This is a genomic window from Campylobacter sp. JMF_01 NE2 (assembly GCF_027737365.1).
GTDB lineage: Bacteria > Campylobacterota > Campylobacteria > Campylobacterales > Campylobacteraceae > Campylobacter_B.
Genome location: NZ_JAOVTR010000004.1, coordinates 45,801 through 68,403, shown reverse-complemented (window position 1 = coordinate 68,403; position 22,603 = coordinate 45,801). Strand labels below are relative to the sequence as shown.

At 30.2% G+C, this 22,603-nt stretch carries 40 protein-coding genes; 32 read left to right on the top strand and 8 right to left on the bottom strand.

Features of this window, described 5'->3' with window-relative positions:
- Positions 1 to 17 precede the first annotated feature (17 nt).
- Together OFO01_RS07430 and OFO01_RS07425 are read right to left on the bottom strand one after the other, a co-directional pair.
- Positions 18 to 434, bottom strand: a complete 417-nt coding sequence (locus tag OFO01_RS07430; RefSeq protein ID WP_270859499.1) for a hypothetical protein — start codon at positions 432 to 434, stop codon at positions 18 to 20.
- A 38-nt stretch (positions 435 to 472) separates the two neighbouring features.
- Positions 473 to 862 carry a hypothetical protein gene (locus OFO01_RS07425; protein ID WP_270859500.1) on the bottom strand — a complete coding sequence of 130 codons (390 nt, stop codon included), beginning with the start codon at positions 860 to 862 and terminating at the stop codon, positions 473 to 475.
- Between the two features lie 170 nt (positions 863 to 1,032).
- Between OFO01_RS07425 and OFO01_RS07420 the strand changes: the two genes are divergently transcribed.
- The 11 genes from OFO01_RS07420 to OFO01_RS07370 all read left to right on the top strand — a co-directional run bounded on the left by OFO01_RS07420 (position 1,033) and on the right by OFO01_RS07370 (position 5,921).
- Positions 1,033 to 1,491, top strand: a complete 459-nt coding sequence (locus OFO01_RS07420) for a hypothetical protein (protein WP_270859501.1) — start codon at positions 1,033 to 1,035, stop codon at positions 1,489 to 1,491.
- A gap of 34 nt (positions 1,492 to 1,525) precedes the next feature.
- Positions 1,526 to 1,927: a hypothetical protein gene (locus OFO01_RS07415; RefSeq protein WP_270859502.1), complete on the top strand. Its 402-nt coding sequence runs from the start codon at positions 1,526 to 1,528 to the stop codon at positions 1,925 to 1,927.
- A 479-nt stretch (positions 1,928 to 2,406) separates the two neighbouring features.
- Positions 2,407 to 2,910 (top strand): single-stranded DNA-binding protein, encoded by a 504-nt coding sequence (locus tag OFO01_RS07410; protein WP_270859503.1) that lies wholly within the window; start codon positions 2,407 to 2,409, stop codon positions 2,908 to 2,910.
- Positions 2,911 to 3,075: 165 nt separating this feature from the next.
- A complete protein-coding gene (locus OFO01_RS07405) occupies positions 3,076 to 3,477 on the top strand; it encodes a hypothetical protein (RefSeq protein ID WP_270859504.1) in 402 nt (133 codons plus the stop codon).
- A 21-nt stretch (positions 3,478 to 3,498) separates the two neighbouring features.
- A complete protein-coding gene (locus tag OFO01_RS07400; protein WP_270859505.1) occupies positions 3,499 to 3,894 on the top strand; it encodes a hypothetical protein in 396 nt (131 codons plus the stop codon).
- Positions 3,895 to 3,907: 13 nt separating this feature from the next.
- Positions 3,908 to 4,090 (top strand): hypothetical protein, encoded by a 183-nt coding sequence (locus OFO01_RS07395; protein ID WP_270859506.1) that lies wholly within the window; start codon positions 3,908 to 3,910, stop codon positions 4,088 to 4,090.
- Positions 4,091 to 4,092: 2 nt separating this feature from the next.
- The gene (locus tag OFO01_RS07390) at positions 4,093 to 4,416 is read left to right on the top strand and encodes a hypothetical protein (RefSeq protein WP_270859507.1); all 324 of its coding nucleotides are present in this window, start codon (positions 4,093 to 4,095) and stop codon (positions 4,414 to 4,416) included.
- 85 nt (positions 4,417 to 4,501) lie between these two features.
- A complete protein-coding gene (locus OFO01_RS07385) occupies positions 4,502 to 4,777 on the top strand; it encodes a hypothetical protein (RefSeq protein WP_270859508.1) in 276 nt (91 codons plus the stop codon).
- Positions 4,731 to 5,177, top strand: coding sequence for a hypothetical protein (locus OFO01_RS07380; RefSeq protein WP_270875532.1), 447 nt, complete (start codon positions 4,731 to 4,733; stop codon positions 5,175 to 5,177). Before OFO01_RS07385 ends, OFO01_RS07380 begins: the two co-directional genes overlap by 47 nt.
- Positions 5,178 to 5,180: 3 nt before the next feature.
- Positions 5,181 to 5,405, top strand: coding sequence for a hypothetical protein (locus OFO01_RS07375; RefSeq protein ID WP_270859510.1), 225 nt, complete (start codon positions 5,181 to 5,183; stop codon positions 5,403 to 5,405).
- A 12-nt stretch (positions 5,406 to 5,417) separates the two neighbouring features.
- On the top strand, positions 5,418 to 5,921 hold the full coding sequence (locus OFO01_RS07370; RefSeq protein ID WP_270859511.1) for a hypothetical protein: 504 nt from the start codon (positions 5,418 to 5,420) through the stop codon (positions 5,919 to 5,921).
- 253 nt (positions 5,922 to 6,174) lie between these two features.
- On the opposite strand, the gene OFO01_RS07365 is transcribed toward OFO01_RS07370, so the two are convergent.
- The 6 genes from OFO01_RS07365 to OFO01_RS07340 form a co-directional block, all read right to left on the bottom strand.
- Entirely contained in the window at positions 6,175 to 6,468 is a 294-nt protein-coding gene (locus OFO01_RS07365; RefSeq protein ID WP_270859512.1) for a plasmid mobilization protein, read from the bottom strand.
- Between the two features lie 60 nt (positions 6,469 to 6,528).
- A complete protein-coding gene (locus OFO01_RS07360; RefSeq protein WP_270859513.1) occupies positions 6,529 to 7,191 on the bottom strand; it encodes an AAA family ATPase in 663 nt (220 codons plus the stop codon).
- A 275-nt stretch (positions 7,192 to 7,466) separates the two neighbouring features.
- Complete coding sequence (locus tag OFO01_RS07355; protein ID WP_270859514.1) at positions 7,467 to 8,444, bottom strand: acyltransferase family protein; 978 nt, start codon at positions 8,442 to 8,444, stop codon at positions 7,467 to 7,469.
- A gap of 10 nt (positions 8,445 to 8,454) precedes the next feature.
- Positions 8,455 to 9,447 carry a ParB/RepB/Spo0J family partition protein gene (locus tag OFO01_RS07350; protein ID WP_270859515.1) on the bottom strand — a complete coding sequence of 331 codons (993 nt, stop codon included), beginning with the start codon at positions 9,445 to 9,447 and terminating at the stop codon, positions 8,455 to 8,457.
- Entirely contained in the window at positions 9,410 to 9,886 is a 477-nt protein-coding gene (locus tag OFO01_RS07345) for a hypothetical protein (RefSeq protein WP_270859516.1), read from the bottom strand. The genes OFO01_RS07350 and OFO01_RS07345 overlap by 38 nt, the downstream gene beginning before the upstream one ends.
- A gap of 204 nt (positions 9,887 to 10,090) precedes the next feature.
- Positions 10,091 to 11,554 carry a RepB family plasmid replication initiator protein gene (locus OFO01_RS07340; protein ID WP_270859517.1) on the bottom strand — a complete coding sequence of 488 codons (1,464 nt, stop codon included), beginning with the start codon at positions 11,552 to 11,554 and terminating at the stop codon, positions 10,091 to 10,093.
- Positions 11,555 to 11,853: 299 nt separating this feature from the next.
- Here OFO01_RS07340 and OFO01_RS07335 point away from each other — a divergent pair, with 299 nt between their 5' ends.
- From OFO01_RS07335 to OFO01_RS07235, 21 genes are all read left to right on the top strand, one after another.
- Positions 11,854 to 12,789 (top strand): recombinase RecT, encoded by a 936-nt coding sequence (locus tag OFO01_RS07335; RefSeq protein ID WP_270859518.1) that lies wholly within the window; start codon positions 11,854 to 11,856, stop codon positions 12,787 to 12,789.
- A 296-nt stretch (positions 12,790 to 13,085) separates the two neighbouring features.
- Positions 13,086 to 13,481: a hypothetical protein gene (locus OFO01_RS07330; RefSeq protein WP_270859519.1), complete on the top strand. Its 396-nt coding sequence runs from the start codon at positions 13,086 to 13,088 to the stop codon at positions 13,479 to 13,481.
- A gap of 64 nt (positions 13,482 to 13,545) precedes the next feature.
- Entirely contained in the window at positions 13,546 to 13,737 is a 192-nt protein-coding gene (locus tag OFO01_RS07325; RefSeq protein ID WP_270859520.1) for a hypothetical protein, read from the top strand.
- A gap of 158 nt (positions 13,738 to 13,895) precedes the next feature.
- Positions 13,896 to 14,243: a hypothetical protein gene (locus OFO01_RS07320; RefSeq protein ID WP_270859521.1), complete on the top strand. Its 348-nt coding sequence runs from the start codon at positions 13,896 to 13,898 to the stop codon at positions 14,241 to 14,243.
- Between the two features lie 101 nt (positions 14,244 to 14,344).
- Complete coding sequence (locus tag OFO01_RS07315; protein WP_270859522.1) at positions 14,345 to 14,548, top strand: hypothetical protein; 204 nt, start codon at positions 14,345 to 14,347, stop codon at positions 14,546 to 14,548.
- A 232-nt stretch (positions 14,549 to 14,780) separates the two neighbouring features.
- Positions 14,781 to 15,065 carry a hypothetical protein gene (locus OFO01_RS07310; protein ID WP_270859523.1) on the top strand — a complete coding sequence of 95 codons (285 nt, stop codon included), beginning with the start codon at positions 14,781 to 14,783 and terminating at the stop codon, positions 15,063 to 15,065.
- Positions 15,066 to 15,182: 117 nt separating this feature from the next.
- Positions 15,183 to 15,941 (top strand): hypothetical protein, encoded by a 759-nt coding sequence (locus OFO01_RS07305; RefSeq protein ID WP_270859524.1) that lies wholly within the window; start codon positions 15,183 to 15,185, stop codon positions 15,939 to 15,941.
- Between the two features lie 157 nt (positions 15,942 to 16,098).
- A complete protein-coding gene (locus OFO01_RS07300; protein WP_270859525.1) occupies positions 16,099 to 16,455 on the top strand; it encodes a hypothetical protein in 357 nt (118 codons plus the stop codon).
- A 42-nt stretch (positions 16,456 to 16,497) separates the two neighbouring features.
- Positions 16,498 to 16,761 carry a hypothetical protein gene (locus OFO01_RS07295; RefSeq protein WP_270859526.1) on the top strand — a complete coding sequence of 88 codons (264 nt, stop codon included), beginning with the start codon at positions 16,498 to 16,500 and terminating at the stop codon, positions 16,759 to 16,761.
- 123 nt (positions 16,762 to 16,884) lie between these two features.
- Entirely contained in the window at positions 16,885 to 17,412 is a 528-nt protein-coding gene (locus tag OFO01_RS07290; RefSeq protein ID WP_270859527.1) for a hypothetical protein, read from the top strand.
- A gap of 31 nt (positions 17,413 to 17,443) precedes the next feature.
- Positions 17,444 to 17,656, top strand: a complete 213-nt coding sequence (locus tag OFO01_RS07285) for a hypothetical protein (RefSeq protein WP_270859528.1) — start codon at positions 17,444 to 17,446, stop codon at positions 17,654 to 17,656.
- Between the two features lie 528 nt (positions 17,657 to 18,184).
- A complete protein-coding gene (locus OFO01_RS07280) occupies positions 18,185 to 18,757 on the top strand; it encodes a hypothetical protein (protein ID WP_270859529.1) in 573 nt (190 codons plus the stop codon).
- A gap of 56 nt (positions 18,758 to 18,813) precedes the next feature.
- Positions 18,814 to 19,245 carry a DUF6908 domain-containing protein gene (locus tag OFO01_RS07275; RefSeq protein ID WP_270859530.1) on the top strand — a complete coding sequence of 144 codons (432 nt, stop codon included), beginning with the start codon at positions 18,814 to 18,816 and terminating at the stop codon, positions 19,243 to 19,245.
- Between the two features lie 142 nt (positions 19,246 to 19,387).
- Entirely contained in the window at positions 19,388 to 19,546 is a 159-nt protein-coding gene (locus OFO01_RS07270) for a hypothetical protein (protein WP_270859531.1), read from the top strand.
- Positions 19,547 to 19,562: 16 nt separating this feature from the next.
- On the top strand, positions 19,563 to 19,811 hold the full coding sequence (locus OFO01_RS07265) for a hypothetical protein (RefSeq protein ID WP_270859532.1): 249 nt from the start codon (positions 19,563 to 19,565) through the stop codon (positions 19,809 to 19,811).
- 27 nt (positions 19,812 to 19,838) lie between these two features.
- Positions 19,839 to 20,153 (top strand): hypothetical protein, encoded by a 315-nt coding sequence (locus OFO01_RS07260; protein WP_270859533.1) that lies wholly within the window; start codon positions 19,839 to 19,841, stop codon positions 20,151 to 20,153.
- 189 nt (positions 20,154 to 20,342) lie between these two features.
- On the top strand, positions 20,343 to 20,789 hold the full coding sequence (locus OFO01_RS07255) for a hypothetical protein (RefSeq protein WP_270859534.1): 447 nt from the start codon (positions 20,343 to 20,345) through the stop codon (positions 20,787 to 20,789).
- Between the two features lie 50 nt (positions 20,790 to 20,839).
- Positions 20,840 to 21,091, top strand: a complete 252-nt coding sequence (locus OFO01_RS07250) for a hypothetical protein (protein ID WP_270859535.1) — start codon at positions 20,840 to 20,842, stop codon at positions 21,089 to 21,091.
- A 160-nt stretch (positions 21,092 to 21,251) separates the two neighbouring features.
- Positions 21,252 to 21,578, top strand: a complete 327-nt coding sequence (locus tag OFO01_RS07245) for a hypothetical protein (protein WP_270859536.1) — start codon at positions 21,252 to 21,254, stop codon at positions 21,576 to 21,578.
- A gap of 43 nt (positions 21,579 to 21,621) precedes the next feature.
- Positions 21,622 to 21,804 carry a hypothetical protein gene (locus OFO01_RS07240; RefSeq protein WP_270859537.1) on the top strand — a complete coding sequence of 61 codons (183 nt, stop codon included), beginning with the start codon at positions 21,622 to 21,624 and terminating at the stop codon, positions 21,802 to 21,804.
- A 139-nt stretch (positions 21,805 to 21,943) separates the two neighbouring features.
- Complete coding sequence (locus OFO01_RS07235; protein WP_270859538.1) at positions 21,944 to 22,351, top strand: hypothetical protein; 408 nt, start codon at positions 21,944 to 21,946, stop codon at positions 22,349 to 22,351.
- The last annotated feature ends 252 nt before the right edge of the window (positions 22,352 to 22,603 follow it).

Below are 22,603 nucleotides of genomic sequence, written 5' to 3'. Positions count from 1 at the left end.
GAATTTAAATGGAAAAGTTATTGTTTTTCTTTATTTCGCCACTCTGCTCTTCGTTTAGCAGAGTTTTCTAAGAATAGTTTAAATTTTTGAGATATCCCCAAAATAATGTCTTCATTAAAGACAATTTGTGAATTTTGTTTCGATTTTTTGATTTCAGCTTTTTCACATATTAAAAATCCGTTGTTATTCCGAGAAAAGGTAAATTTTAGATATGGTTTGTTTGGAAAAATCTTTTCTTTGTAGTTTATAAAATCAAATTCGCCCTCTTTGTCATAAAATTCATCGTTATCATTTTTAAAAACAGAAAAAGCAAATCGTATCTGCGTGCGCTCTTGTTTGCAAAAACAAAGTAAATTATTGCTTTTACCCCACAAAAAGGTTTCTACCTTGCAAAAAATAGGCTTATCGATTATAAGCGATTTTGAATTATTCAAAAAATCCCAAATTGAAAAAAGCCTATCGTTATTCATCGTTATGCGTAATCTTCTTCGACTTCATCGAATTCTCTAATGAATTCTCTGTGTTTTTCTTCTAACAACTCTATATCATATTTTACTTGCCACAATGCTTCGATTGAGGTTCTAGCTTTAACTATACCTAAATTGTCTGAAAATCCTTGCAAATTTTCATCGTTAGTGTAAGTATCAATTTTGTAAAGTTTTTCGTTGTCATCATACCAAATTACTATACTGCCACCATTGCAATCGTAAGTGTAATATACAAAATTATGTTTTTCGGCTGTTCTGCGATAATCTTCAAACAATTTCATAGGGGTTTCAGGCAATTTTTCAACTACACTTGGATTATTTTCTGTCAGCAATTTTTCCCACAAATCAATAAATTCTTTCAATTTTGCGTGCATTGTTTGCTCCTAAATTTAAGATTAAGTAAAATATCATAAAATAGCTTAATTATTTTTAAACAAAACAAAAAAGCCTATTATATTTTTTATTCTTTTTATCTTTACTTTTATTGACTTTTAAGTTTATATTAGCTATAATAATGGTATATTTCAAGAGAGGGAGAGATAAAATGCAAACAGACAATTTATCAAATTTTACAGAAGACAGAGCGAGTGAGGGTTTCGATATTTTTGCTGAATACAAAGGAATTAAAGAGTTAGATGATTTTTTAGTTGCTTACAACAAAGAGCATAAAGCATCTTACGCAGCCTATATTGATGAATATGGCGTTACAATTTTTGATGAAACTTGTGCCGTTGAAGTCGCACACATAGCAAAAAGCTTTTTAACTTTTGGAGAAAAAACACCGATTTTAGAAGCTTTTAATGCTGATATTGACACACTAAAATGCGACCACCATTTTAAAGGCTTTTACGATAGCGATTTAGTCATTGAAGCCACTAATTGGACTGATTTTGATGAGTGGAGCATTGAGGAATTGCATAACACGATAGTAAAAGTTAAAGGCAATTTCTTATTATTTTTAGTTGCCATAGGCAAATATTTTGAGAATAAAAAGGTAGCTTAATAGCTACCTACTTTTTTTTAAAAAAGGAACAATAATGAAAACTGAAAAATTGTATATGATTTACAACGCCGTGTTTTGTGATTTGATTAATAACAATATGGAATACGATGAAATGAAAGACTATGTTTTAAACAAAGTCAATGGAGAAATCTTTCTTTCAAAACATCATATAAAAGCTGATGAATTCGACAGACTTTTTCACGGCAAATTTTTAGATTTTCACAGAGAAATTGAAATTTTAGAGAAAATCTTTAAATACTACACTAGAAATTTTACGATTTTTCAACTCGTTGTTTGTATAATTGAAACTCTATTCAAATGTGGCTATAAAATTAGCGACAAAGATTTAATGGAATTTACAAGTTGCAAACAATCAGACATTGACAAAGCCTACAAAGCATTGCGTGGTGATGATTTTTTAGATGAAGTGGCGTAATAGCCACTTTTTTTTATTTTTTATGATGAAGAAAAATGGGAGGATTAAAAATGAGTGAAATTTTATTTAAGCCAATTCAAGAGAATATGGAAGCATTGTTTGGCAATGGTGTAATTTTAGAAGCACTATACAAGGATAAGCCTAGGCAGAATTAAAAGACATTCAAATGTGAGTTAATTGATTTATTTGAAGCTGTGCGTGGAGCATTAAATTCTAATTATTTAGAAATCATCGACAAAATGAAAGATAAAAACTTGTTTTATAACTCAAAAACAAAAGAATTACATAAATTCACAACTTCTGATAAAGTTATTTTAAAATTGCCGAAGCTAATATAACAAAAAAGCACGGCTTTTAGTCTTTAAAACTTATAGAAAATTAGAAAAAATTGTCAAATTTTATTCTTTTCTTATTTAGTTTTATTGACTTTTAAGTTTATTTTGATTATAATAAATAAAATTTTAAATAAAGGATATACAATGTATAACAGAGTAGTTTTACTAGGTCATCTCACAAGAGATATTGAGTTGAGATATTTGCAAAGTGGCACAGCTATCGGCAAAACAGCTATTGCAGTTACTAAGAAATTCACAAATGCAGATGGCTCAAAGGGCGAAAAAACTTGCTTTATTGACATTACTTTTTGGGGTCGTATGGCAGAAGTAGCAAATCAATATTTGCGCAAAGGCTCTAAATGTTTAGTCGAGGGTAGTTTGGAATTCGAGCAATGGCAAGACCAAAACGGACAAAATCGCTCAAAACATAGCGTAAATGTCGAAAATATGGAAATGCTTGGCGATAATAGCCAAGCTAACCAAAACGGCAATTATGGCAACTATGGCAATTATCAGCAAAACCAAAATAACGGCTATAATCAGCAAAACAGAGCGCAAAATCAAGCACCACAACCAAAAGCGCAACCACAAAATCAAGTAGCGCAAAACGATAAATACGAAGAACCAAACGAAACAATTCCATTTTAATCGAGGCGTAGAAATACGCCTTAATTTTTAATTTTAAAAAACAAAAAAAGAACTAAATCCCTTAATTTCCTTATATATTTTTTTATTCTTTTCTATTTATTTTTATTGACTTTTAAGTTTAAAGTAGATATAATAACGGCATATTTCAAGAGAGGGAGAAAGAAAATGAAAGAACTTATAGACAACGAAAGAATAGAAAATATCATTTGCGATACAGCAATGGACTGGGGCTTAGAAATTGATATTTTTAACCCACAACCAAACGATGAAAAATCTGCCGAAAAGGTGTGCAGTGTTTGGCTCAATGGAGTAGATTTTTGCGAACAAATCAACTATCACAGCGCAATAGATTTACTAGCGGAACTAGTTAATACTAAAATTCCAAGTGATATGGAATTGATTAAAGCCATATCAGAGCAAAGCGACAGAGCAAAAACGCTAAATTTAAATGAAATTACAAAAGAGCTAAATTACATAAAAAAACAATTTAGCGAATTTAAAGATGACCTTGCGAGAACGCAAGTGGAATTAGGGTCATCGCATTTTGTATGCGTTGAAGACTTATAGAGAATTATATGGGGAACAAAAATGAAAGAAATACTTTTAGAAGTTTTAAAAGATTTTAAAAATGCAGATTTTAGCAGAAGAAAAAATATTGAGAACTATGTTTTGAACGAAAAAATTGATGACAAAAGAAATTCAGAATTTTTTCTTCGTGAAAAAGATTATAATTTCTTTGTCAATGCAAATGCAAATTTTTTTATCGACCACGACAAAAGAGGGCTAATGATGAGTTTTTCTGCATACGACAAATTAGGCTATCCTATTGCTTCTTTGTTAGAAAATTATGAATATATCGGCTGGGCTGATTTGCAAAACTTTTCAGATAAAGACTTAGAAAAACTCGCTAGTGATTGGCGTATTAGCATTGAAAATTGGAAAGAAAGAGCATTGACAAAATATAAAGAGTTATACGGAAAATAAAAAGGGGAAAACAATGCAATTAAACGAATTGACAAAACATTTGTTTGATATTGCTGCAAAACACGGCGAAAACATTACCGTGAATGCAACGCAATTATCTGAATTATTCCATTGTTTAGACAAACACGAAATTGATGAACAAGAAATCGAAAAGATACTTGGACTAAAAAAGCAGATAAAAAAAGAAAAGGATTAAAAATGGGATACGAGGTCAGTTTTGGAATAAGGAAAAATGGAAATACAGCGCCAATGCTTGATGATGGTATTGAACTTGGAGATGCCAGAGATTTTGGACCAATTATAGGTGAAGTTTTATACAAAAAATTAAATCTTGAAAGAGTTGGGGACAATCCGTATTACACTCTAATACCAAAAGACAAATTTATAGAAGCATACGAAATTATATCAAATATGCAAGTTAAAGGACAAGATAACGAAGAATATAGATTAATTATATTTAATTGTATGACAGAATTATTTGCGTATCTGGATACTCACGAGATATGGTATGTTTATGAATAAGGATAAAAATGCTATTAAAGGATAAGCAATGACAGACCTAATATGTATTCTAATACTATCTATATTATTTTAAAGGAGTTTTTGTATGTTAAGTTATTTTTGTATTACGATTTTTATTATTTTTGCACTTATAACAATTTATTTGTGTGTAAAGGTGGCATTACCAAGCATAATGGTTGGCGATAAACGACCGCTAATATTTTGTGGAATTTTATTGCTATTTATTGCTTCTTTTGGCTACTTAATAACCCTTATGAACTTAAATCCGTTTATGGAAATTTCAAAAGATAAAGCACCACAAGGGCTTCCATATTTTGAAAATCAACCAAATTTTAATTTTCATAAATATTGGTTGCATTAGAGGATATACAAATAAACATATTTTAGGAAAAACAATATTTTTCTATATATTTTTATTGACTTTTAAGTTTAATTACATTATAATAAGCGCATATTTAAAGAGGATTGGAGATAAAAAGATGATAGATTTTGACAGAAAAATTTTAGCAGATTCGGTCTGTGATATTTTAGGAGTTTTTTTTGATGAATACTTATATTCGAGAAAACGCAATTTGGATATACTACTCGAATATGGAGATAACGAAATAATCACAAAAGCAAGTTTAAAAAATTTAGACAACGACAAAGTTTTGTGGGAGGCAGATTTTTTAGCTTGCAAAACTATATCAGATTTTACGAGCAAAATCGGAAATTTTGAAAATTTTTGCATTGCAGTAAATGAACTTGCAGAAAAAGAGTGAAAGATGAAACAACTTAAAAAAGAACTAAAATTTAGCATTATCGGAGCAATTATCACTCCGATATTATTTTTAGTTGTTATGTTGCTAAACAAATACGATAATTTAGCCGTTATAGCAGGATTTGTGTTGTTTTTTGGGTTTTTCGAATATGTGTTTTTAATCGCTATCAAAATTCGCAAGGACTATATCAGAATTTGGGAAGAACACCACAAGAAACATTGCGAATAGGCTAGGCATAATATGGCATTTTTAAAACAGACAACTCAAACAAAAAAACGCGATAACGCCACTAGCGACAAAATGAAAGCACTGTTATTCGAGTATTTTAGATTTAGCCCTAAACAGCTACATTGCGTAAGCGAAGTGATTTGTGAGTATTTTACTAACAACACAGTAGATATCGAAGACTTCCTTGCGTTTAATGAAACAACTCGGATTTGCGTTGAAGTTAAGGTTTCAAAAAGCGATTTTTTGGCGGATTTTACGAAATTAAAACATAAGGATTTTGCAAAAAAATATACGAAATTCTATTTTTGCGTAACTTCTGATTTAAAAGACTTTGCTTTGGAATATTTGCGAGAAAATTACAACAATTACGGACTTTTTGTCTATGAAAACAATAAAATTCAGGTTGTTAAAAACGCAAAAATCAACAAAAATTTGACCTTTTTGCGAGATGAAAAATATCTGTTTATGCGTATGAGTAGCGAATTAGCAAATGAAAAAATAAAAATTATAGAATAAATTTGGTGTTTAAAAATAAAACCATTTAGTATTTTATAAGTGGTATTTAAAAATCATACTAAAAAATATCTAATTAGCTAAATTTGCTCATTCGTGCGAGGAAATCTAGGCAAAAATCTCGCACGATTTGACAATTATAGCCAAAAGTATGTTAATTTTTACATAATCTTATGCTATTTAGTGGTTTTTTCAATTAAATAAAATTAATTTACAATTAAAATAAGTTTATTTAATAGTAAATCAACTTATTTTATTATTGAAAAATCTTCATCACAATAAACTGCGAAGTTGTAAGGTGAAGTTTTTCAGCCATTTTTTCTATCTCATCTTTTTCATCTTGTGTTAGATAAACAATGATTTGTTTTTGTCTTTTTTTATGCTCTGCAATTTTTGGTCTGCCCTTATAGTTTGAAAATGTTTTTTTCTCTCCCCTACCCGCTTGAACAAAATCAACTTCACTTTCTAAATTTTTATTTGAATTATCCCCTACTTCACTATCAATAAAAGCAAATTTCTTTTTTTTGTTTTTTTCATCAAATACACCCATTTTAATACTCCTAATTAAATTTTATTTACTATTAAATAAACTTATTTTAATAGTAAAAAATTATTTATTTATATAGGTAATTATTTCATTTACAAAATTATCAAAATCCCTATACGCATTATCTGTTTCTTTACAATACTCTACTACGCCCTGCCCTGCTGTGATAGAATTTCTATAAGCCTCTCGCTCATATAAAATTGAATCTAGTAAATAAATGTCTTCTAATTTTTTCTCTAAAATATACTCTTTTAAAGCCTTGACCTTGCTTTGCAAAAATGGATTTGGACTAGCTTTTGAAATCACTATCAAAGCTATTGCATTTGGATTATATGTTTTTGTCATCTCAAAGAGATTTATCATTTTATTTAAAACTGCAATATCTAAATCAGATGGAACAGCAGGAATTATGATTATATCACTTACTAGCATCGCTTGTCGCATTTCTTGACTATCTCTACCACCTGTATCTACGACTACGACATCATATTTCGATTCTAATCTGCGTATCTCTTTATCTAATCCACTACCATATCTTGATATCGTGCTAAAAAGCATCTCTTTTTCGTTATCTGTCCTTATTTTAACAAAAATTTCGGTGCTTCTTTGTGGGTCAGTATCAAGCAACAAAGTATCTTCTTTCATAAGTGAAAATTTTACTGCTAAATTTATAGCAATATTTGTTTTTCCACTACCACCTTTTTCGTTACAAATTGAAATAACCATTTTTCAACCTTTCACAACTTATTTTAATAGTAAAAAAATATTTTTTACAAATATTATACAATTAAAATATTATATTTACCTTAATTAATAAGATTTAATTACAATTAAAATAAGTTGTAAAATAGGGCGATTTACGATGTTTCTTTTATTTTTTCAAAGTAGAATAGGGTAGGGTGGTGGAAGCAAAAATGACATATAAAAAAATTATTTTATTATTAAAATAAATTGATTTAATAGTAAAAAAATGTATAAAATAAGAGTGAAATAAAAAAGTTTTACGCTTGTCTTATAGCATTCAACGGCTTTTCGATTAATTTATACGCAACCAATCCACTCACAAACGCCAAAACAAAAATAACTACAAAATTATACGCAATCCCAAGATAGCTAAAAGCGATAATAAACAAATAGTGATTGCAATAAATTACAAAGCTCATAGAGCCAAGAAAAGCATTAAATTTAAGCCTTATGTGTCTAAACTTATGCAAGACTACTATCAACGGCACAAAAGCTAAAATAGCTATCGAACAAAACGGCTGTGAGCCATAAAAACTCTTTGTTTTTAACTCCCAAACAACTAAAATCGCAGTAATCAAATAAAACACAGCAATTTCTTTGAATTTACTCTCAAAAATCAAATGCCCTAAATAAAAAATCCAAAATGTCGAAGCAAGCAAAATATAAGTTAGTTGTATTTGCAGATTCGCATTGCCTGTGTTTGTTAGACTAAAAAACAGATACCAAGCGAACGAAAAATAAGCGCAAATTTTAAGCATTTTTCGCATTTTAAAGCAGAGCAAAATTGCAAAAAATAGATAAAATTGCAATTCTACGCCAAGAGAAAAATATGGTGGTAATATAAAGTTTGAATAGTGCGCTTTATCAAGCAAAACAGCCGTATTTTCGTTAATGAAAAAAGTAAAATTTAACGGAATTAGCGCAAGATGATTTAAAATTTTAGTCAAATTTAAATCTATTTTGTCATTGCAAAATATTAGCAATACTAAAACACTGCAAATTTGCCAAAACCACGCCATAGGAAAAATACGCAAAAATCTATCTTTGAGATAGTTTTTAGCATTGAAATCAAAAACATTTTTGATTAGTTTGCTACTGACTAATCCTGCTAGGATATAAAATCCAAAAACTGCCATTTTTCCGAAATCAAATGGAATTTTATTGTAAAAAAAATAGCCGTTCGTGTGAGAAAAAATCACACAAACAGCTAAGAAAAATCGCAGGTAGCCAAACATAGTGGTTTTTTTAGGATTTCATTTGTTTGATAAATTCTAAAATTTGCTCTATTTCGCTATCGTTTGCGCCTTTTAAAAAGGATTTAATCTCTTTTAGACTTGTATTTTGTTTTGGTTTTTCTTTTTCTGTATTTGCGCATTTTTGCATTTCGTTGTAATACAAACCTAAAATTTTGTCAAAAAATGCCTTTATTTCGGATTTGTTTTGAACGGAACATTCTAAATCAAATCTTGGTTTTGAAATTTCATTAATTTTTTCGCAATCAATCTCTTTTTGCAACAACAAACTAATGATTTTATTAACTTCTGCATAAAGTGTTTTTATTGTTTGATTAGTTGAATTTTTGAATTTCAGCAATTTTTTTATACTTAAATTCTCGTTTTGTCGCTTCATCATATAGACATTGTAATCTAATGCGCTAATCTTGCAAAATTCAGCTAGAAGCGTTGCAATATCTACATTGATTTGATTGCTTAGGGTTGCGATATAGTTATATGTCGCATCGTTATTAGGTTGAGATATATCTATGTTTTTTAGATATTCAAACAATTTATCATCTTTAACATTTTCGATGATATTGCCTTCCAAAATGCTTTTGCTATCAATATTGTAAAATTTGGCGATAACAAGAAGATATAATGGATAAAATTTTAATTCGTTATTTAAATCTTTTCTGTGTTGATTATCCGAAAAAGCAATGATATTTCTTTGCTCTCTGCTAGTATCAACACCGTAAATTTTACACTCTACATTTGCAAATTTTTCATCTTCTTTGCTTAGTCCTCTAAGTGCTTTTAATCTTCTGCGACCACAAAGCAATTCTAGCTTATCATCTTGCAATCTAGCAAAAATCAAAGGATTAAATAAACCATTTTCTTTAATGCTTTGTTTTAACCTAGCAAAATCTAATGGATTTTCGACTTCATCTAGGCTTCTGTCTTTAATTTTATCGACTATGTCGATTTCATTTATGTTTATTTGATTTATGTTTTCGATTGTCATTTTTTTCCTTTATCGGCTCATTTTGAATAGTTTCTTGGATTAATTTTTGTTTGTCTTTTGATAATTTTAAAAATACAAAAAACGAGATTGCCCCTACTACAATCATTACGCTATTTACAAGATGATTAACATTATGTGTAACATTGTAATTTATAAGCATAGTTACAAATACGAATAGCAAATGCAAAATTACTGCTAAAATTGCTATTTTTTTTGCAATTTTTAAATTTGCCAAAAACAAAAACACAGATACTATGTAAAACAAATTTAGCAAGAATACTGGTATTTGTATTTGTAACTCACCAAGGGCTTGTGCTACTTCTTTTGTCTGAATCGTAAAAAGCATTGTTAGTAGTGCCTGTGATATACAAAGCGTTAAGACTACTACAATTACCATTAAAAGAGATGTAAAATAAAATGTATTTTTCCAAAAACTCACAATTTTCACCATATTTTGTTATATATGGTTATGTTACATTTTTAAGCTTAAAGAAATCTTTTAATAACATATATAAAGCTCTTAGACCACAAAATAAAAAAAGAAAACTGACTATATTTACAAACAAAAACGCCACTGGAAAAAAGAATATAATTCCTAAGACTATGAAACATATTTTTTTTAGAATATCATAATTGCTCAATCTTAACTCCTTTTTTTGTATAAATGCGCCGCAACATACTCATTAAAATCAATTAAATTTTTAAAATGTAAATACTTTCTATCTTGTGGTATTAAATCATCTAACTCTCTGTAATATTCAAAACAGACATTTAGCGAAACATCTTCTGTTTTGTTTGTCGCTTTGCTAATAGATTTGATTTTTAAAAATCCATCGCTAACAACCAAATATAGATTAATGTAATCTTTGAATAGATTGTCGATAGTTTCTGATACCTTTGTTTTTTTAACTAGATTTATACTACCTACAATCTCGTTATATCTATATTTGTAAAGATACTTTAACACCTTTATCTTTTTTTTGTAAGATAGGGGTTTGAAAGTTCCTCGTTCTACAAATTTGCCACCACTTGTCATAATGACATCGCCAAATTCGGCTCTTTTATCGCTCGGAATTAGCGAGCGATTAGAGTAGTATTTACAAATATCAATCATAAACTTTTCTAGGGTTTTGACAAAACTATCATTATCGATTTTATAACTTGTTCCTGTGATAGTTTCTATTTTGCTATTGCCGATTTGACTAAAATGGACTTCGCCTTCCGATTCGATACTAGAATGAATTAAATCTTGAAATTGCTTCATTGCTAAATCGTATTCGCTAAGCGATTTTGTAATAAAGTGCTTTACAACCTCTTCTTCAAACTTAAAGGTAATTATCTTGTCTTTGCTATGAATTTCAACTTCACAAGGCAGATATTGCTGCAAATCTTTTAATACGACATCATTAAACAAAATGGTTTGCAGTGCGTGTTTAAAGCCCCCCTTATGGTTTGCCAAGTCCATTTCTAGGATTTTTTCCAACTCTTCTTGGTTAATATCATATTCTGTTTTAATCCAATCGTTATTGACATAGTATTGAATTTTACTAACCAAAATTTCGTAAAATGCAAGAGCATACTTGCTTTTAAATGCGTTTATGGTTTTAAATTCCAAATGTGTGTAGTTTTGTTTTTGCATTTGAGCCGTTGCTAACTCTTTTGGAAACGAAATATCTACTGTGGCATTGCCTTTTTCATCAACATATAAATCAGCACTAGCAACGCAGTTAATTCCACGATATTTGTATGTAACTTTTTTATCAGGGTCATAGTAATCGTATAGTTCAATTTTCGAATCAACAAGCTTTTTTAGTCTGTTTTTTAGATTAATACGCCAATTTCTCGTATCATCAATAATTTGATACAAATCAGCAGGAAATTTTAAACTTACATTTCCTACTGGCGTGATTTGATTTTGTCGAATTGTTTCTTGCAAAATTCTAAGCAAGAAGTTTAGCGTTTTTTGGTCGCCAATATTTAGTTTTTGTAAATTAGTCTTTACCCTGCGAGCATAAATGATTGAATTCGCTTTTAAAATGCGAGTAAAATCATATTCATTGTTTTTTGGGGACAAAGGTAAATTGTTTGTTTTGTCTGCATTTTCCATTTTTTTATCCTTTTTTAATGACAAAATCTTATGAAATTAATCTTAAAAAAAGTTTAAATTTTTAGTTTTTTAGTGAATTAAACACAAAAATGGTGATTTTTTGGCAAATTTAAGCAGAATTTGGCTGTTTTTCCTGAATTTTTATAGATTTTTTATCAAAATTAGACATTTTTGTTCGCCAAAACTTATAGAAATTCAAAAAAATTCTTATTTTCATATATATTTTTTATTTCATTTTATTGACTTTTAAGTTTTTATAGATTATAATTCACTCATAATTTTAAATTAAGGAGAATGCTATGAACCAGCAAGTAGCTATTTTGGCAGAAAGACAAGTCCAAGCAAAACAAATGCTTGAAAGCAACTTTTTAGCAATTATGAGGGCTGTTAATAACGATAAAGCAAAAGCTTCAAGTTTTCAAGCAGCAATCATAGGTATGCTAACAGACCCAAATTTGGCTGAGTGTTCTGTTGAAAGTATTGTTAAAAATGGTCTTAACATAATTCAGCTAGGACTAAATCCGCAAAAGACATTTGGACAAGCATATATTGTTCCTTTTGGTTACAAAAAAGATGAAAACGGCTTAAAACAAGCACAATTACAAATCGGCTACAAAGGCTTTATTACTATTGCTTATCGCAATGGCTGGGTTTTTAGGGCTGTTCCTGTATATAAATGCGATACATTTAAGCAAGAATTCGGTGGTTTGAGCGATAATATCATTTACGAGCCAAACTATGAAAAACAAGATAACGAAAATCCTAATTGGGTTTTAGCAAATCTAAAAGGAATTATCGTATATGCAAAAGATGGACAAGGTAACATTTTTACAGAGTTTGTTCCTTTTGCAAAATTAGAGAAGTTGCGCTTAAAGAGCCAAAACCAAAAAGACCCAAAACAGCTAACCTATATTTGGGCTGAATGGGCTGAGGAAATGTATAAGGCAAAAGCTTTGAAATATGTGGCTACAAGGCTTCCAATTACAGAGAATATGCAATATGCTATTAACTTGGATAATGAGATGGAAGTTAGAGATACGCAAGAATATATAGAAGTGCGTGTAGAAAACGCACTAATAAACGAAGTAACTCATTTAGCACAAGAGAAAAATGTAGCTTTGGAGCGAGTTTTGGAGGCTTACGGAAAAACAGACATTTCCCAAATGAATAACGAGGAGCTTTTATCAGCCAAAAAAAGATTAGAAGCGACACCTAAAAAAGAGGTAGTAGCTTAAAATAAGCCCCTATTTGGGGCTTTAATCTTTATTTAAGTGGTGTAAAAAAACGGACATACAAAACTAGCAATCTCCTTCCCTTACTTTAAATTTTTTTGCACCACTTTAATAAGGACTAAAATCCATTATATAAATTATTTTTATTCTTTTTTCTCTATTAAAATAAGTTTATTTAATAGTAAATTAATTTGTTATGTTACTAAAAAATTTTCATATTTTCTATTTAGTTTTATTGACTTTTAAGTTTAAAGTAGATATAATAACGGCATATTTCAAGAGGATAGGGAGATAAAAAAATGTTACGAACAATCGAGGAATTAGAAGCGTTAGAGTTAGCTTGCGAGGAACTTTCAGTAAAGGAAAGAATAGAAAAATTCAACGAGTTTTTGCCAGAGCAATCAACCTTTAATGGTTACTGCTACAAAGCTGATATTACAAGCTTTTCAGAGGCAAAAGACAACGAAATTATTTATGTGCCTGAAAGTGCTTACACTGAGGGAACTTTTGAATACTACACAAAAGAGGACTTTTACAATTTAGTAGATAGTGATTTGCTAAATTTGGAGGAAACGGCTTGGGAAGTATTTGAAACCGTAAATTGGCAACACCCAGAAAGCTACTATTACGAACTATGCGAGGCGATAGAAAATGAGCCTGAATACTACGAGCATTTAATAAAGAAAACAGCTTAAATAAAGGGCGAGAAATCGCCCTAAATTTTTTTGATATAATAAAACTTATTTTGGGAGGGGCAAAATGCTAGGTATCACAGACAACGACAGAATAAAGCAAGATTTGCAAGATATAAAAGAAATCCAACAGATTTTTACAAAAGGTGGCGATTTAGATAAAGCGCAAGAACATTTAAATAAAAAATATGGAAGTTTGCAAGATAGCAAAATGACTAAAATTTTGGAAGCAAATTTCGCAAAAAACAAAAAGCAATAAGCTTTTTTCTTTACCAAGCCTAAAAAATAACAGGGGTGGCTTAATTGCCACCCCCCTAAATCTTTTTATATATTTTCTATTATTTTTCTTTACTTTTATTGACTTTTAAGGTTATTTAGTATATAATATCACCATATTTCAAGAGAGGGAGAAAAACAATGGCACTAACACAAAACAAAGTAGAAAAAGTTGCAGAGGCTTTGTATTTTAATGTAGATTTTACAAAAGATACAAACGGAAACAAAAGCGCAGAATTCTCTACTTATTCGCCTTGTGGTCAAGATTTTAATTTTAGTATTGACTACAAAAAAATAAGCGATTTACCAGAAGAGATTCACAAATATTATCACGCTTACGACCCAAGCTATGAAACAAGCTTGTGGATTGATAGCGAAGGACACGGAAAAAATGGCGCACCTTATGAAATAGGCGATATTTACGAAGATATGAAATGGTGTGAAGCCTCTATTAAAGAGCTTTACGAGGAATTGCAAAAGGTAGCTTAATAGCTACCTCATTTAACTAAATTATTTTATTTAGTTTTATTGACTTTTAAGTTTATTTATATTATAATAAGTGCATATTTCAAGAGATAGGAGAAAAGAAAATGAGTTACAAACTTTTTGGTTTATTGGTTGCCTTTTTGTCAATGGCAGTCGGCACTATTATCGGCATTATGCTTCCTGCTGACATAGCGTTGCAATCTACGCTGTATTTTGCAATTTTAGTAGTTTTTGTTGCTGTATTTGTTTTGGCTGTAAGCCTAACAATAGAAGATATTGTTTTTGGCTTAAAACACAGATTGTATTAATAAGGGGGATAAAATGGGTCAATGTTTTGGTAACAGAATTACAAATAAAAAAGGACAAGAGAAAATTTGCGAACCTTGGGGTGCAAAATTGATGGAGCATAGTTGGTGGTATAATCCATAAATAGCTTGGGTTGGCGATTATAGCAACGAAGACAGCGAAAGATTAAAAGAGTTAGGAATTGATTATTCTAAAATTTGGGGCGAGGAAAACGAAAGAGCAAAAACTTCAAAGTTGAGGCGAAATGAATTAGACCTTGACACAGTGAAGTATTTAGTCAATGTCGATAAAGAAATTTTTATTGATTTGAAAGAATACAAAGAGGCTTCGCAAGATAGAGATGGCAATGCTTTTTTTCCATTATCAATACTTACAGCATTAGGTAATGGTCGAGGCGGCGGAGATTATTTTGGCACAGATGGAGAAGATTTTGTCGGCGATTGGGCAAATAATACAATTTATTTTTCTAACACCGAACCAAAATCTTACAAGAGAGTAGATATAAGTTTTTGGTATTAGTTTTTAGTTGAAGTGGAGTTTTTACGCTCCATTTTTCAAAATAATACAATATTCTTTAATTCAATTTTAAGGATATTGTAATATATTATAAGAAATTTTTTAAAGGAGTTATTTTTGATGGCAGTAGATATTGCAAAAGTTGAGCAAATGGTTAAAGACCCTGATTTTTTAGGTAATGTAAGAGGTAGAGAAAGTTACAGAAAGGCTTTAAAACTCTTAGGAATTGCTAAAAATTATAATCTTTTAGATAGCGAAAAATGGGAAACAATGCACACAAAAGTGCAAGAGAAAGCCGAGTTTTTAAATTTGTTAAAAACTTCAATCGAAGAAGTTTATACGCCTAAACAACAAGCATTAGCAGCTTATACTAGGGATATTATCGACTTTTTAAAAGAGGATAAAACCCCTATGGAAATTACAAAAATTTTGCAAGAGCGTGGCGTAGAGGTAAAATACAGACAAGTAAGTCAGTTTATTACCGATACTAGACTTAATAAGATTTTTTCGCTCTCAACAAGAGATAAGCTTTTAAAATACATAGTGGAAATAAAAGCAAAACTCGAAAAGGGCGATAGCTATTACGCAATCGGTGGCGATTTGGCAGAGGCATACCCTGAGCTTAGCGACCTTACATATTCGCAAATTAGCAATTTTATTAAAAGCGAATTTGGCGAAAAATACTTAGCCGAAATAAAAGCAAAATTTGCAGGTCCAACAAGCGAGGAATTATTAAGCCCATACAAAGATGAAATTCGCAAAATGCTTGATAATGGCGACAAGCTAACAGATATTCGTGAGAAACTGAAAAATATGAAGCCTGAACTAGGAAATATTTCATATTCACAGCTTAACTATTTCATCTCAACAAAACTTTAATCCTTTACTTATGCGTGGTTATTCGTAGCCACGCATTTTTTTTATTTAATCAAAATATTTTACTTGCTTTTTCTCTATCTTTTCTATTTACTTTTATTGACTTTTAAGGTTATTTAGATTATAATAACTCCATATTTCAAGAGGTAAGGAGAAAAAAATGAAACTTTTTTACGGAAAAGAAATTTCAAAATATGGCTTGCAACACGGAAAGGTTGATTATTATTGTTTATCGAAATGTTTTCAATCTGTCATTTGTAACAACATAGAGGAAATAGACCCTAGCATTTTTGAAAATGTTGTTAATGGCGAAATTGATGAGCAAACAACCATTTTTCAATATTACTTAATCGATGAGAACGGAAAATTTGTTTTAAAACACAAAACAAACGAAATCGTAATGTATAGCGAATTATTAGATTGCTATGTTTGGGGCGTTACCCATTGTGGCACAAGCTGGGATTGTGTTTTAACAGAAATCCCTATTAACGATGAAACAACAAGAGAAGTGGCATAAATTGCCACTCTTTTTGCAATTTTATACAAAAAAGGGGAAACAATGATAACATATAACAATAATAATGAATGCTATGTAGTTGAATTAGAAGAAAAACCAGTTTTAGATTTTGAGTTTTCTGTTGACAGCTATTTCAGAATTGATTTTGAAGAAAAAGTCGAATTCATACCAATAATGGCTGTATTTGTATCTAACGACACAGAAGGGCATAAAGAAATTACTGGTTCTCTGGTAAAGGTAGAATATATGCCTAAAAATTCTAGCAGAAGCTTTGGTAAATATAGATGCAAATATGAGCAGTTTTAAATGAGATTTTGGGGCGAGTAAAATAGCCCTTTTTTATTTCTATTTTTTATTTATTTTTATTGACTTTTAAGTTTAATAATAATATAATACACTCACTTTAAAGGGTAAAGGAGATAGAAAAAAATGTTAGGAACTTACAAAACAGAAAACATTGAAATGTTTGTTAATGAGGATTTTGACCCTGATTTTGGCGTTGTAGCTGATTATTTAGGCATTGATTTAAAAGGCAAAACAAATGATGATTTATCCGAAACGGAAATCAACGAAATTTTTGGCAACGAACTTGTTTGTTATGGCTTTGAAATTTATGATAGAAAAAATAATAAAAGCTATGGCAAATGGTCTATCCCAAGTGAGGAATTATTAATTAAAGAATTAGCAGAAGTTTTAAGCGAAAATTTTACATTATCCACAATGGATAAATTATTCGCAGATGATTTGAAATACTTTAAATATCAAATTATGTCAGCTTTTAATACCGATTTTCGCAAGTTAGGCTATGCGCCGAGAATTGATTATAACAAAGAAAGGTTTGAACTATACAAAAATGGCGAAATAGTTTGGCACACAGATTGTGAAAAAACCTCTCTTTGGGCTACATTTGGAAGCATTAAGGCTTTATTGAAACAAGTTGAAAAAGAAGTGGCGTAACAGCCACTTTAATTTTTTGTGGTAAAATACAATGAGAGTGATAAAGCTAAAACTCGTGCTTAAAAAAGAAACGATAAAAGAAAGTGGCAAGCTTTTGTTAGATTTAGCAAAAGTTATTATTGCAGTTGCGATTGTTACACCATTAGTTAAGAACGAAGCAATCGGAATTACTCCTTTTATAGTTGCTTTGATGATTAGCGTAGTTGGTATGTATCTATTTAATAAGGGAGCGAAAGATGAGTGAGTATTTAAGTGTAGTTGGAGGTTGTATAGCTTTTTTAGGTTTTCTTTTGGCTCTTTATGTCCATTACACAACAAAAGATGAAGCACAGCAACATTAAGCTCCTATTTTAGGGGCTTTTGTATTTAAAATTCATAGATTTTTAATGAGTTGCTTTTACTCAAACGGCGCAATCTCTCTTTGACCTAGCCTTTTGAAAATTATAAACAAACTCCGCGATGCGCCGTTTGATTAAGAGTTACAAAAAAACAAAACACAGATTTTTACACGAAAAACAAAAAGAGCCAAAGCTTTTACACTTTGGCAATTTTTTTCAAAACAATTCTTTATAAAAAGAGAGCGGAATTATACAAAAACAAAGCTTAAAATTACTTGTCATTTTTATTCGTTAAAACTTATAGACTTTTCCCTAAAATTTCCTAAATTCAATCAAAAAATATTATTTTTTCTTTACTTTTCTATTTAGTTTTATTGACTTTTAAGTTTAATTAGTATATAATACACTTATATTTCAAGAGGTAAGGAGAAACAATGAGCTTTAAAGTAATCTTTAATTCAGACAATGGCGATGAGGCATATTTTGAGGACTTTTTAGAGAACTTGAAAGACACAGATGAGCATTTGCTTGCAGATATTCAAAGCGCAGGTATAGAGAAAAGCTGGAATTTGCCTGATGATACATATCAAAAATTCTATGAGTTTGTCAGCGACATAAAAGCAAGCGACCTAGAATTTTACAGAGAAATTTTTGATAAAGAGTTAAAAGGCAAAACCATTATTCTTTATGGAATTTTGGGAAAATGGAGTGGCAATTATAGCGCATATAAAATTTTAGGAACAAACCTAAAAGATATTTTTGCTTGCCACGCAACAAATAAATTTGGCGAAAATGAGTTTGAAATTTATTCAAGTAATCGCCAAATTTACTATAAAATAAGCGACCACGATGGCAACAGCTTTTTTAAAGTTGGTATAGTTGATAATAGCGACCTTGACAAAGTTACTAGCAACATATACGACAACGAAATAAGCAAAGCAACAAAAGCAAAAATTAAAAGTGCTTATTGGCATTTAGCCGAAAAAATCAACTTAAAGGCGGCGTGAAAACGCCCCTTTATTTTGTATAATACAACACAAAAAACAAAACAAAGGATATAAAAATGGCAAATGTAAAACTTCCAAAACTAAACAAAGAAGCTGATAAAATTTTGCGCCACATTGTAAAAATGTGCAAAGAGCAAGGCGAGGGCAATTTTATCAAAATTGATAATTCAAGTTATATGCCTGTTTGGGCTGAAATAGTCCATACAACAAAGTTTTTTGATGAGAAAGCAGAAATTTTTTCATTATCGCACTATGGCGAAATGAACGGCGATTTAATGGCAGACCCTACAATGGATTTTTTAATTGTAGAAAACGCAATTTATCCGATGAGTTTTCGCAATGACTATGCGTATTTTTCAGGGGCAACGCATAGACAATCATTAGATTTAACCACAATGAGCGCAAACAAAGCGATGATGAAAGACCAAGCAGACTTTGCAAGCATTTGGCTAAAAAACATTAAAGAACAGCAAGGTTTAAAAATCTAAGCTATTCGTTAAAACTTATAGAAATTTGGCTAAAAATTTGCTAAATTTCTATATTATTTTCTAATTTCTTATTTACTTTTATTGACTTTTAAGTTTAATTAGTATATAATACTATCACTTTAAAGGCAAGGGAGATTAAAAAATGAGTAGTTGGGATAGAGAACAAGAACTAGAACGAACTAGGGAGTTATGGAATTTTATAGAAATTCGAGAGCGAGAGGAAGCAGAAGCAGAGTATTACAGAGAACTAGCAGAAGCAGAGTGGAACGAAGCGCATAAAAACGAAATAAACAACAACTAAAAGAAAGGAAACAAAAATGGGAAATTCAGTTTATGTTATTATGTTTTACGGCATTATTGATGATATAATGGATTTTTGGGGAACAGAGCTACAAAGCGAACACGGCTTTTTTACAGACAGAGCCGAAGCCGAAAGCTTTTGCAAAAAGCTAAACGAAACAAACGATTTTATCTACACAACCGATGAAGTCAATGATGATGATTATGAAACAGGGCAATACTTTTATGTTTCAGAAATCACAAAAGCACAAAAAGAAGTGGCGTAAAAGCCACTTTCTAAAAAGGATAAAAAAATGAAAAAGACAGCCGATTTGGAGATAACTCCGAATTTGACAAAAAAAGTAAAATTTAATTTTACTATGCAAGATATTTTAATAAATAACAGGCGCAATTTAATTTCATATATTGTTTTTAACAAAGAAACAAAAGAATTTGAGTGTTGGCAAAAGACAACTAATGATGTTTTTACATTTGATGAGCCATATTTATTTATTGATAAATTTGATTTAAGGTGTTATCCTTATGAATATACAGAAAAGGCAAAAATGAACGCTTTGAAAAGAGTTTGGCTAGATGTAGTTACCCTAGAATACGGAATTAAAATCTGATTTCTATATAATCCTATATGTGCAAAGTGGCATAAAAAGCTACTTTTTTGCTCCTTAAAACACATAGAAAATTCAAAAATCATTTGTTTTTTCACTATAATTTTATTCTTTTTTTCTTTACTTTTATTGACTTTTAAGTTTAAAGTTGATATAATAACTCCATATTTCAAGAGGATGGGAGATAAGAAAATGGAAGTTTATTACAAAATCCAAATCAAAGTCAGAAACGATAAAGGCGAAGTTGTAAGAACTTGGAATTACGATGAAGGCTGGTATGAAAATATGAGTGAAGAACAAATTATAGATAATACTTGGCTTGATATGGGCTGGATACCTGATGAAAAGCGCATTTGGGGAGAAAATACAAAAGAAGTAGAATATTTAGATTATCGTGATTTTAGTGCTGATGATGAATTAATCAAACGCTACAAAGAAATTTATGGCAACGATGTTTTTGTCGATTGTTATAAAGTAACTTATAACGATGACAGGGTCGAATATTTTTTCTATTACGATTTAGAACTAATAGAAGTTGAAAAAATTTATACAGATGAGGAACTTTGGGAGATAGAGTGCGATAGATACTACGATTACCAAAAAGATGCTGAAATGGAAGCAAGAAGCAAATGTGCTTAAAAAAGGTAGCCTTTTAACGGCTACCCCAATTTGAATAATAAAGGAACAAAATGGAACAACTAGAAGCAATCTATAAACAAACAAGCAAAATGCTTGCTTCAATACGAGCAATTACCATAGATAATGAAATTTGCAAAAAAATTGGCGAAGTTGCTATGGATTACATAGCAGATTATCCACTCTATGCGTCTAGCTCTAATATCAGCTACGATGAAGCTATTGCAATAGCTTTTATTCTTGGTGGTGGCGATGAGCTAGAAAAAGCATATTTTTCGGCTAAAATTAAAAAGGTAGTGAATTAAAGGCGAATTTGTCGCCTTTTCTATTCCTAAAAACATATAGAAATTTTGAAAAAAATCGAAATTTTTATATTATTTTATTTATTTTTCTATTTAGTTTTATTGACTTTTAAGGTTAATTATATTATAATATGCTCACTTTAAAGGTAAGGGAGATAGAAAAATGGAAATCAAAGTTAATGGTGTAGATATTGAAACTACCGAAATTACAGGCGTTTCAGTCAATGTTAGTGGCACTTGTTTTATTGTAAGTATAACTGCTACAAACAAAATAATTCAGTCAGTGATAGAAGCAAAAGAATTAGACATTAGCGAAGGCACAGAGTTTGGCGAATTTTGCAAAGTGTTTCAGCCACGATTATTTGCCGATATAAACGAGTTATTGTTTAGTTCAGACCCTTTTTTGAATTGTAACGAATTTACAATAAAAGAGCGTGCTAATTTTATTTGCGAAAGAACAGAAATCTTTTTAGATAGCGAAGTTGCGTGAGATTAATTCTCACGCCTTTTTTAAAAAAACAAAGGATAAAACAATGGAAAGATATGTTTGTGAAATTTTAGAAAAGGCAACAGATAAACCCATCACAACTCGCTATTTTGATACGAGAGATGAAGCAGAAAAATACAAACAAAGAGTTGAAAAAGAAAATTCTGAAAATGATGGGTATGTAGAAATCAATGTTTTTGTTTATAAAGACTATGATGAGAACGAATAGAAAGGATATAAAATGACATTTGATGTCGATGATTTAATCGAAAATGTGCTTGACATTGAGAACGAACGCGATATAACAGATGATTTTATTGATGAATTTGATAGCAGGTGGGATTAATCCCACCTAAAAGGAGTTTTAAATGTATGACCCAAACAAAGATTATATTGGCGATTGCGAATATTGTGAGTATTGCGAAGTTGATGACCTAGATGAAAGCAACGACATATATTTTTGCGATGATGAAAATCTCAATAGAGAGTGGCAAAGATTTTTTTTAAAAAATCCATTAGCCGATTTTATCAGGCAAAACACTGTATTTGATACAGATGAAAATTATGGCAGAACAAGAATTTACATAAAAGAGAATAACGGCAACCCTAGCCGAATTAAGGTGCAAGAGTGGCATTTTCATATTGATTTAGACAATGGTGTAAAAATGATAAAAATGCTAATTGAACACAATGAATTTGGTGAGCCGTGCAACGAAGATTGGAGCGAATATAAAACAATAACAAAGAAAACACAGCTAACAATGCTGAAAGACTAATATTTAATCAAGTGGTGTATATGCGATAATATGCAAATCTCCACCCCTTTTGAAATTTGCACCACTTGATTAAGTATTAACGCATAATTTTTATTAAAGTGGCGTATTATACATTATGCAATCTCCTACCTTTATGCGAAAAATATTGCGCCACTTTAACAAGAATTATCTATTCGCCAAAACTTATAGTTTTTTCTGTTTTTATTCTAAATTCTTTGGATTTTTTCTATTTCTTATATTTACTTTTATTGA

Bases quoted from the DNA above. Each gene is read 5' to 3' on its own strand.
- OFO01_RS07425 (WP_270859500.1), bottom strand. From the start codon at position 862: ATGCACGCAAAATTGAAAGAATTTATTGATTTGTGGGAAAAATTGCTG.
- OFO01_RS07420 (WP_270859501.1), top strand. From the start codon at position 1,033: ATGCAAACAGACAATTTATCAAATTTTACAGAAGACAGAGCGAGTGAG.
- OFO01_RS07415 (WP_270859502.1), top strand. From the start codon at position 1,526: ATGAAAACTGAAAAATTGTATATGATTTACAACGCCGTGTTTTGTGAT.
- OFO01_RS07410 (WP_270859503.1), top strand. From the start codon at position 2,407: ATGTATAACAGAGTAGTTTTACTAGGTCATCTCACAAGAGATATTGAG.
- OFO01_RS07405 (WP_270859504.1), top strand. From the start codon at position 3,076: ATGAAAGAACTTATAGACAACGAAAGAATAGAAAATATCATTTGCGAT.
- OFO01_RS07400 (WP_270859505.1), top strand. From the start codon at position 3,499: ATGAAAGAAATACTTTTAGAAGTTTTAAAAGATTTTAAAAATGCAGAT.
- OFO01_RS07395 (WP_270859506.1), top strand. From the start codon at position 3,908: ATGCAATTAAACGAATTGACAAAACATTTGTTTGATATTGCTGCAAAA.
- OFO01_RS07390 (WP_270859507.1), top strand. From the start codon at position 4,093: ATGGGATACGAGGTCAGTTTTGGAATAAGGAAAAATGGAAATACAGCG.
- OFO01_RS07385 (WP_270859508.1), top strand. From the start codon at position 4,502: ATGTTAAGTTATTTTTGTATTACGATTTTTATTATTTTTGCACTTATA.
- OFO01_RS07375 (WP_270859510.1), top strand. From the start codon at position 5,181: ATGAAACAACTTAAAAAAGAACTAAAATTTAGCATTATCGGAGCAATT.
- OFO01_RS07370 (WP_270859511.1), top strand. From the start codon at position 5,418: ATGGCATTTTTAAAACAGACAACTCAAACAAAAAAACGCGATAACGCC.
- OFO01_RS07365 (WP_270859512.1), bottom strand. From the start codon at position 6,468: ATGGGTGTATTTGATGAAAAAAACAAAAAAAAGAAATTTGCTTTTATT.
- OFO01_RS07360 (WP_270859513.1), bottom strand. From the start codon at position 7,191: ATGGTTATTTCAATTTGTAACGAAAAAGGTGGTAGTGGAAAAACAAAT.
- OFO01_RS07355 (WP_270859514.1), bottom strand. From the start codon at position 8,444: ATGTTTGGCTACCTGCGATTTTTCTTAGCTGTTTGTGTGATTTTTTCT.
- OFO01_RS07350 (WP_270859515.1), bottom strand. From the start codon at position 9,447: ATGACAATCGAAAACATAAATCAAATAAACATAAATGAAATCGACATA.
- OFO01_RS07340 (WP_270859517.1), bottom strand. From the start codon at position 11,554: ATGGAAAATGCAGACAAAACAAACAATTTACCTTTGTCCCCAAAAAAC.
- OFO01_RS07335 (WP_270859518.1), top strand. From the start codon at position 11,854: ATGAACCAGCAAGTAGCTATTTTGGCAGAAAGACAAGTCCAAGCAAAA.
- OFO01_RS07330 (WP_270859519.1), top strand. From the start codon at position 13,086: ATGTTACGAACAATCGAGGAATTAGAAGCGTTAGAGTTAGCTTGCGAG.
- OFO01_RS07325 (WP_270859520.1), top strand. From the start codon at position 13,546: ATGCTAGGTATCACAGACAACGACAGAATAAAGCAAGATTTGCAAGAT.
- OFO01_RS07320 (WP_270859521.1), top strand. From the start codon at position 13,896: ATGGCACTAACACAAAACAAAGTAGAAAAAGTTGCAGAGGCTTTGTAT.
- OFO01_RS07315 (WP_270859522.1), top strand. From the start codon at position 14,345: ATGAGTTACAAACTTTTTGGTTTATTGGTTGCCTTTTTGTCAATGGCA.
- OFO01_RS07305 (WP_270859524.1), top strand. From the start codon at position 15,183: ATGGCAGTAGATATTGCAAAAGTTGAGCAAATGGTTAAAGACCCTGAT.
- OFO01_RS07300 (WP_270859525.1), top strand. From the start codon at position 16,099: ATGAAACTTTTTTACGGAAAAGAAATTTCAAAATATGGCTTGCAACAC.
- OFO01_RS07295 (WP_270859526.1), top strand. From the start codon at position 16,498: ATGATAACATATAACAATAATAATGAATGCTATGTAGTTGAATTAGAA.
- OFO01_RS07290 (WP_270859527.1), top strand. From the start codon at position 16,885: ATGTTAGGAACTTACAAAACAGAAAACATTGAAATGTTTGTTAATGAG.
- OFO01_RS07285 (WP_270859528.1), top strand. From the start codon at position 17,444: ATGAGAGTGATAAAGCTAAAACTCGTGCTTAAAAAAGAAACGATAAAA.
- OFO01_RS07280 (WP_270859529.1), top strand. From the start codon at position 18,185: ATGAGCTTTAAAGTAATCTTTAATTCAGACAATGGCGATGAGGCATAT.
- OFO01_RS07275 (WP_270859530.1), top strand. From the start codon at position 18,814: ATGGCAAATGTAAAACTTCCAAAACTAAACAAAGAAGCTGATAAAATT.
- OFO01_RS07270 (WP_270859531.1), top strand. From the start codon at position 19,388: ATGAGTAGTTGGGATAGAGAACAAGAACTAGAACGAACTAGGGAGTTA.
- OFO01_RS07265 (WP_270859532.1), top strand. From the start codon at position 19,563: ATGGGAAATTCAGTTTATGTTATTATGTTTTACGGCATTATTGATGAT.
- OFO01_RS07260 (WP_270859533.1), top strand. From the start codon at position 19,839: ATGAAAAAGACAGCCGATTTGGAGATAACTCCGAATTTGACAAAAAAA.
- OFO01_RS07255 (WP_270859534.1), top strand. From the start codon at position 20,343: ATGGAAGTTTATTACAAAATCCAAATCAAAGTCAGAAACGATAAAGGC.
- OFO01_RS07250 (WP_270859535.1), top strand. From the start codon at position 20,840: ATGGAACAACTAGAAGCAATCTATAAACAAACAAGCAAAATGCTTGCT.
- OFO01_RS07245 (WP_270859536.1), top strand. From the start codon at position 21,252: ATGGAAATCAAAGTTAATGGTGTAGATATTGAAACTACCGAAATTACA.
- OFO01_RS07240 (WP_270859537.1), top strand. From the start codon at position 21,622: ATGGAAAGATATGTTTGTGAAATTTTAGAAAAGGCAACAGATAAACCC.
- OFO01_RS07235 (WP_270859538.1), top strand. From the start codon at position 21,944: ATGTATGACCCAAACAAAGATTATATTGGCGATTGCGAATATTGTGAG.